Genomic DNA, 6,432 nt, shown 5'->3' with positions numbered 1-6,432 from the left:
TCTCCCACGGGGTTGCCATCGAGATCGACAATATCTGCAACGATACCAGGGAAAGGAAAAGTCGCCGATCCGGGTTTAGTGGGGGTTGCACCAGGAAGCGGTGTTAACATGAAGCCCCCCGTTTCTGTTTGCCACCAAGTATCGACAATGGGGCATTTTTCACCCCCGATCGCCCGATGGTACCACATCCACGCCTCGGGGTTAATGGGTTCGCCGACGGTGCCGAGAATGCGTAAAGAAGAGAGATCCCGCGCCTTGGGTAAATCTTCCCCCATCTTAATAAATGCCCGGATCGCCGTCGGTGCTGTATAGAAAATGGTCACGCCGTATTTTTCTACCACATCCCAGAGACAGCCTGGGTTAGAAGGGCGAGGCGCACCTTCGTACATTAAACTGGTGGCACCATTGGAGAGAGGACCGTAAACGATGTAACTGTGTCCCGTGATCCAACCCACATCCGCCGTACACCAATAGACATCGGTATCCTTGAGATCGAATGTCCATTTCGTTGTTATATGGGTATAGAGGTTGTAACCTCCCGTTGTGTGAACGACTCCTTTGGGCTTGCCTGTTGTGCCACTGGTATAGAGAATAAAGAGCAGATCTTCACTATCCATCGGTTCGGCTGGACAGTTTGCCGATGCCTCTTTTTCAAGATCGTGCCACCAATAATCCCGCCCCTCTTGCATTTGGATCTCGTTCTTGGTACGCTGCACTACGAGGACGTTTTCTACACTAGGAGCGCCATTATCCGCGAGGGCTTCATCAACGGCAATTTTCAGGGGAACGACCTTATCTTTGCGAAAGCCGCCATCGGCTGTGACGACTAATTTTGCTTCTGCATCCACCAGGCGTGTTTTTAAGGCTTCAGCACTAAATCCTCCGAAAATAACGCTATGGGGCGCACCAATGCGGGTACAGGCTAACATGGCGATCGCCGCTTCGGGGATCATGGGCATATATATTCCAACGCGATCGCCTTTTTTCACTCCTAATTGTTTGAAGACGTTGGCCATTTTACAAACTTGCCGATGCAGTTGAGCATAAGTAAGGGTGCAACTATCGCCGGGTTCCCCTTCCCAAATGAGGGCGGCTTTATTTTTGCGCCAGGTGGTCAGGTGTCTGTCCAAACAGTTATAAGATAGATTCAGTTTACCTCCGACAAACCATTGAGCCGAGGGAGGTTGCCAGTCGAGGACTCGATCCCATTTCTCAAACCAGTGTAGTTCTTTTTCTGCCAGTTCTCCCCAAAAGCCTTCGGGATCTGTGGCGGCTTTATCATACAGTTCTTGATACTTTTCCATGCTGCCGATGCTTGCGTTAGCTGCAAAATCTGAGGATGGGGGGAAGGTTCGATTCTCTTGCAGAATAGATTCTATATTTGTTTCTGACATGGGTATTTTTGGCGATATTGACTGTTTTTCAACCATACTGCCCGAGGGAACGCCCATATCGCAAATGTTGTTTTTCTTTAAAATCTTAAATATTTGTTTCTCAACCAGAAAGCGTTATACTGAACAGCCAGCACTTTACTTTTTGTTACTTTTTTTTTACTTCTGAGAGAAATTATGTCTTATTGGGTCTGGTTGGCACGGATGGCGTTGTTTGGGTTAATGAGTAGTGCTTTGGTAACTTCTCTATTTCGTTTTTCCTCCCCCCAACACAAGGGACAGGTCGATCGCCCAGAGAGAAAAGCAATGGCGATCGATATCGAGGATGTCTTACCGTCAGACTATAATTCTGTGCGGGGCTATACCCCGACCTCAAATTTACCGGTATTCCCCGATCCCTCTGAAAGTCGCCTCAAGCGGAGTTTAGGTGGCGAAACCAATACGGCGATCGGCGATCGTCCCCTCCCCAATATTCCTAAACCTGCTGCGGTTATCCCGAAGGCTGTAACCCCTGCAAAATCTCAAGGGACTGTTGCAAAAGATACTGCTAAAGGGGGAAAAGTGACAACACCAACCCCGAAATCTTCCCCGACTAAACCCCCTCAAACTCAAGCCAAAAACGTCTCAACCCAAAAATCTGCCCAACGTCCCATTACCCAAGGGGAAAACTCTCCTTTTAACTTAAATCAGAGTATTATTCGTCATTCCCAATTGTTTGCTTCTCCTGTGACTTTGGGAATGCTGGCGATCGGGGTTGCAGAGGGAAATTATCGCGTTTTTACGGAAAATGAGACTTTATATGTAGAACAAACTTCGCTTTATTTTGGCCATACAGATCCGGGTAATTTGTCTTGGGGAGAAAGGGTGACTAATTACGGTCCCTGTAGCGATCAGGGACGTAGTGGGGGCAATATTGAACTGGCAGAAAAAATGTGTTCTCAACGTGCTTTAGATCGCCTACCCACAAATTTACTCGATCTCCACAATGCGGGGATTAATCCTGATTATGCCCTGGAAGCGGTTCTCAATACCGCCGATCTTTATAATCAAGCCAGTCCTATTCATTCTCGTCGCTTTCCTCAAGCCTTGGCGATCGCGCAACAAGGTGGTTTACATGGACTCGAGGCGATCGCCTGGGCCAGGACGGCTTCATTTTATTTGAATGCTAACGATGAGTTAGATTTAGATAGCGGTCAAAATCGTGCTTCGGGACTGTTGGGAATATGTTCGCGGGAAAGGCGGGGGTTAACGGAATGGGATTGTGTTTATATGGATCAAATGCGTCGCACTAAGGCGATCGGGTCGGTTTTAGATAAGTATTTTAAGGTTTATAAACCCCAATAGCGATGAAATGAGACTAAGGTTCGTTTTCTTCGTATCGAAAAAGTAAAAACAAAAGTACCTAATCGAGAAGGCGCGATCGCGTCTTCTTTTTTTTATCTCTGTTGTTGATATTGCAGTGCGATCGCAAATGCGTTGAGGTTTTGATGAACTTAACGTCATTTCGATCCGGCTATGTTAAAAACTTCTAAAGAATATCTGGCTTATTTAGAGCAAATTCGTTGGGGTGGAATTCCTCAATGTCCTTATTGCGAGTCCATTAAGGCGAGTTTACTGAAAAAGGAGCAGCGCTATCACTGTAACGAATGTTTCACTTCATATAGCGTAACAGTGGGTACTCTATTCCACCAAACTCATGTAGACTTAAAAAAGTGGTTCTTGGCGATCGCGCTTGTTGTAGGGCGACCCGAGGGAATCAGTGTCCGGAAATTGGCTAAGGCGATCGAGGTCAACAAAAATACGGCTGCGTTGATGATTAAACGCATTCATCAGGCCGCGATCGATGAGCCAGAGTTACTGGAGAAGATTCTTGGGGCAGAAATTGATGAATCATCAAGAACTTAAAAACTATAAGTAAGTAATGCTTGAATTTTTCAGTAAAATTGTAGACTGTTATTTTGGGACAATTAAAAATGTTGCAGCGCATATACTCTAAAATCGTACAAATCAAACGAAAAATATTGTTATTAATTGTGCCAAACCCTCGCAAACAAGAAGCTATTGTATATACTTTTGGTTTTGTAACTTTTGCATTTATTCTTGGTCTTGCTGTTCCAAGCTATAGTGATATTTATCCTTTAAATTATTTGATTAGTGTGGGATTTATTAGTGTATTAATAGGATTATTGATTGAGATAATAAGTGATTCTATTGACTGTTCAGTGAAAAAAGAAAAAGAATTTTATCAAAACTCAGAAGATGTTCAATATATGGAATACTTAAACCTTATTCAACGAGAAATGGATAAACATAATGCTGATCGAGTACCCCCGACAGAACAGCTAGAAAAATACCGCAAACATTCTATCACACGTGAAGTTGTATCAAAGTTAGCTAATCTAGCTGATGAACAAAGACAAGATAATCCCCTATATCATATTTCAGTTAGTGCCTCTATTCATGCTTTGGATATGAAAAACTCAGCTAAGAAGGCAAGAAAGCAAAGCAATCAAGATAGTTTTGACAGTATTCTCAAGGAGGATACTCTTGTCCTTTTACACAATGATATTTTTACATATCTAAGAGCATGGCTTGTTTGCAGCATTCTCTTTGGACGAATCATGAATATAGAAAAATTACCACAAAGATGTAATAAAAAAACACCCTGCTATTTAACCTATGTAAAAGCTATTAAATATATTAAAAGGGGAATAATCTTAGATGAATTACTTAATGAGCCTTTATTAGAAGAATGTTTAGGGCAAAATAAAGAAAAAAAAGATTTTGCTAAAGAAGTTATTACAATCTATTTACAACAACTTATTGAGTTACTAAATAATCAAAAAGATATAGAAGAAAATCAACAAAAAACAAACTTCCTCCATCTGTAAAAAAAAATCTTAATTGCTATTAAAATTTAATCTTAATAGCAATTTAAAAGTCATAATCAACGTAAATATTTATCTACAGCTTTTCTTCCTGAAGACGGAGGGATAGGCTGATCGTATTGACTAAGAGCATGAATGATTGAGTCATATTCAGCATTTTCAGTAATTTGGTTAAATGTTTGTGCATTTCTTAAGTGTTCAATTGTGTCTTGTGCGTTTTTAATTTCATCTTTTGTCTCGTTATGAGATATTGAATCAGGTATGGCATCTAAAGTCTTTGCAAGTAGGACAGATGCTCGTCCAAGCACTCCTTCAATGAGAATCCATTGCTGCAATTTTTTCATCAACATTTTTCCTATAATATGAATATGTAAGTATAAATATTAGAAATAAATTTATGTAATGGCTACACCACAAAATAGGACAATTGCTAATTAACTTAAACAGGACAAATAGAGTTTTTAATATAGTACAAATGCACTCTAAAATTAATCTTAGAGCTTACCTATAAGCGATCTCATCCCGTGTAATTCAGGAAAATCTAGCATCTCTCATTCTTATACGGTATTTTTGTATTATCAAGAGATAAATAACTTAGAATTATCGCAATTAGTAAATTTTCCCTCTCCCCTAAATTCTGCCTTAACCTGCTTTGACCTGTATTGAGTTCCATTTCAAATATCTATCATAATATAAGTATTGATTCAGTTAGCTTGTCTTTTTGCAAAACAAGTATAATTTCCGCATTCGGTAAGGAGAAGAATATGGATGCGTTACACTCTCAAGGCGAAATTATTGCCGATCGCTATCAAATTGTCACCACCCTCGGACAAGGAGGAATGGGAACTACCTATGCAGCAGTCGATCTCGAAGAAAATAATCAACGAGTCGCTATTAAAGCCGTATCAATGCGTCAAGCGCAGGACTGGAAAATAGTAGAATTGTTTGAACGAGAAGCAAAAGTTCTCGCAACCCTCAAACATCCAGCAATTCCTAACTACTTAAATTCCTTCCACTGCGACACGGAAAGCGATCGCTATTTTTATCTTGTTCAAGAATTAGTTGAAGGAGAATCTATTGCAGCTTTAGTGAATCGTGGCTGGAAGTTAAATGAAAAGCACGTTAAGTATATTGCTACACAAATTCTTAATATTCTCAAATATTTACATTCTCTGCATCCTCCTGTCATTCACCGGGATATTAAACCGCAGAATATCATTGTCCGTCCCGATGGAAAAGTTTATTTAGTAGACTTTGGTGCAGTCCAAGAAATCTATCGCAATACTTTAAGTTTTGGGGGAACATTTGTCGGAACAATGGGGTATATGTCCCCAGAACAATTTCGCGGTAAGGTTATTCCTGCTTCAGATTTGTATAGTTTGGGATGTACATTACTCTTTTTACTCACCCATCGATCGCCTACAGATTTACCTCAAAAACGGATGCGCTTTGATTTTCGCGATCGCCTTTCTCTCTCGCCAAATTTTGCCGATTGGCTGGAGAAAATGGTAGAACCAGCCAGTGAAGATCGCTTTTTATCCGCAGGAGAAGCCTTGCAAGCACTGCAACAAAAATCTCCTCTTGCTGTTACTAAAAAAGCACAACTCCGAACGAGTTATCAATTTCGGAGAATTCGCAAACCCCTAAACACGAGAGTTATCGTTAAAAGAAGCGATCGCAATCTTTCGGTTACAATTCCTCCTATCATTGAATTACCTGAACTTGACTTTTTTAAACCTGATGATATGACATTAGCGACAAAAATAGTCCTTGGTGCGATCGGGATGTTTTTAGGTCCGATCTTGATCTTCGGTTTTGCACCAATTCTCTTTATCGCTATTCCTGTTACTCTGATTCTCTTTCATATTTTATGTCGCAAAATTGAGTTAGATATTAACTCAGAGTCATTCTCAATTACTCACTCAACCGTTAATTATCAATCCAAAATAATCGGAAAGACCAGAGAAATAACCTTTGTTGAACTAGAGGATTCAAGGTCTAAAAATGGTACGAGTTTTTACTGTGTCATTTGGGAACATAAAAAAAAGCATCGAATTGGGGAGACATTGAGTAGAGTGGAAAATATTTGGATTGTTGAAGAAATTTCCGATTTTCTCGAAGGATTACAAATGCAAGTTGTTTAGTTTTGCTTC

The 6,432-nt window shown here is 40.6% G+C and carries 6 protein-coding genes; 4 read left to right on the top strand and 2 right to left on the bottom strand.

What is annotated here, in order from left to right; genetic code table 11:
• On the bottom strand, positions 1 to 1,394 hold a 1,394-nt coding region (locus VB714_RS16240), incomplete at its 3' end, for an acetate--CoA ligase (RefSeq protein WP_323225685.1).
• Positions 1,395 to 1,568: 174 nt separating this feature from the next.
• On the opposite strand from VB714_RS16240, the gene VB714_RS16235 reads away from it, so the two are divergent.
• The 3 genes from VB714_RS16235 to VB714_RS16225 all read left to right on the top strand — a co-directional run bounded on the left by VB714_RS16235 (position 1,569) and on the right by VB714_RS16225 (position 4,282).
• A complete protein-coding gene (locus VB714_RS16235) occupies positions 1,569 to 2,735 on the top strand; it encodes a hypothetical protein (protein WP_323225684.1) in 1,167 nt (388 codons plus the stop codon).
• A 171-nt stretch (positions 2,736 to 2,906) separates the two neighbouring features.
• Entirely contained in the window at positions 2,907 to 3,296 is a 390-nt protein-coding gene (locus VB714_RS16230) for an IS1595 family transposase (RefSeq protein WP_323225683.1), read from the top strand.
• Between the two features lie 68 nt (positions 3,297 to 3,364).
• Positions 3,365 to 4,282 (top strand): hypothetical protein, encoded by a 918-nt coding sequence (locus tag VB714_RS16225; RefSeq protein WP_323225682.1) that lies wholly within the window; start codon positions 3,365 to 3,367, stop codon positions 4,280 to 4,282.
• A gap of 56 nt (positions 4,283 to 4,338) precedes the next feature.
• On the opposite strand, the gene VB714_RS16220 is transcribed toward VB714_RS16225, so the two are convergent.
• Complete coding sequence (locus tag VB714_RS16220; protein WP_323225681.1) at positions 4,339 to 4,623, bottom strand: hypothetical protein; 285 nt, start codon at positions 4,621 to 4,623, stop codon at positions 4,339 to 4,341.
• A gap of 420 nt (positions 4,624 to 5,043) precedes the next feature.
• Here VB714_RS16220 and VB714_RS16215 point away from each other — a divergent pair, with 420 nt between their 5' ends.
• Entirely contained in the window at positions 5,044 to 6,423 is a 1,380-nt protein-coding gene (locus VB714_RS16215; RefSeq protein ID WP_323225680.1) for a serine/threonine-protein kinase, read from the top strand.
• The last annotated feature ends 9 nt before the right edge of the window (positions 6,424 to 6,432 follow it).

Source organism: Spirulina sp. 06S082, assembly GCF_034932145.1.
GTDB lineage: Bacteria > Cyanobacteriota > Cyanobacteriia > Cyanobacteriales > Spirulinaceae > CCY15215.
Note: the sequence above shows the minus strand (reverse complement) of the source record. Positions and strands in the feature narration are given on the sequence as shown.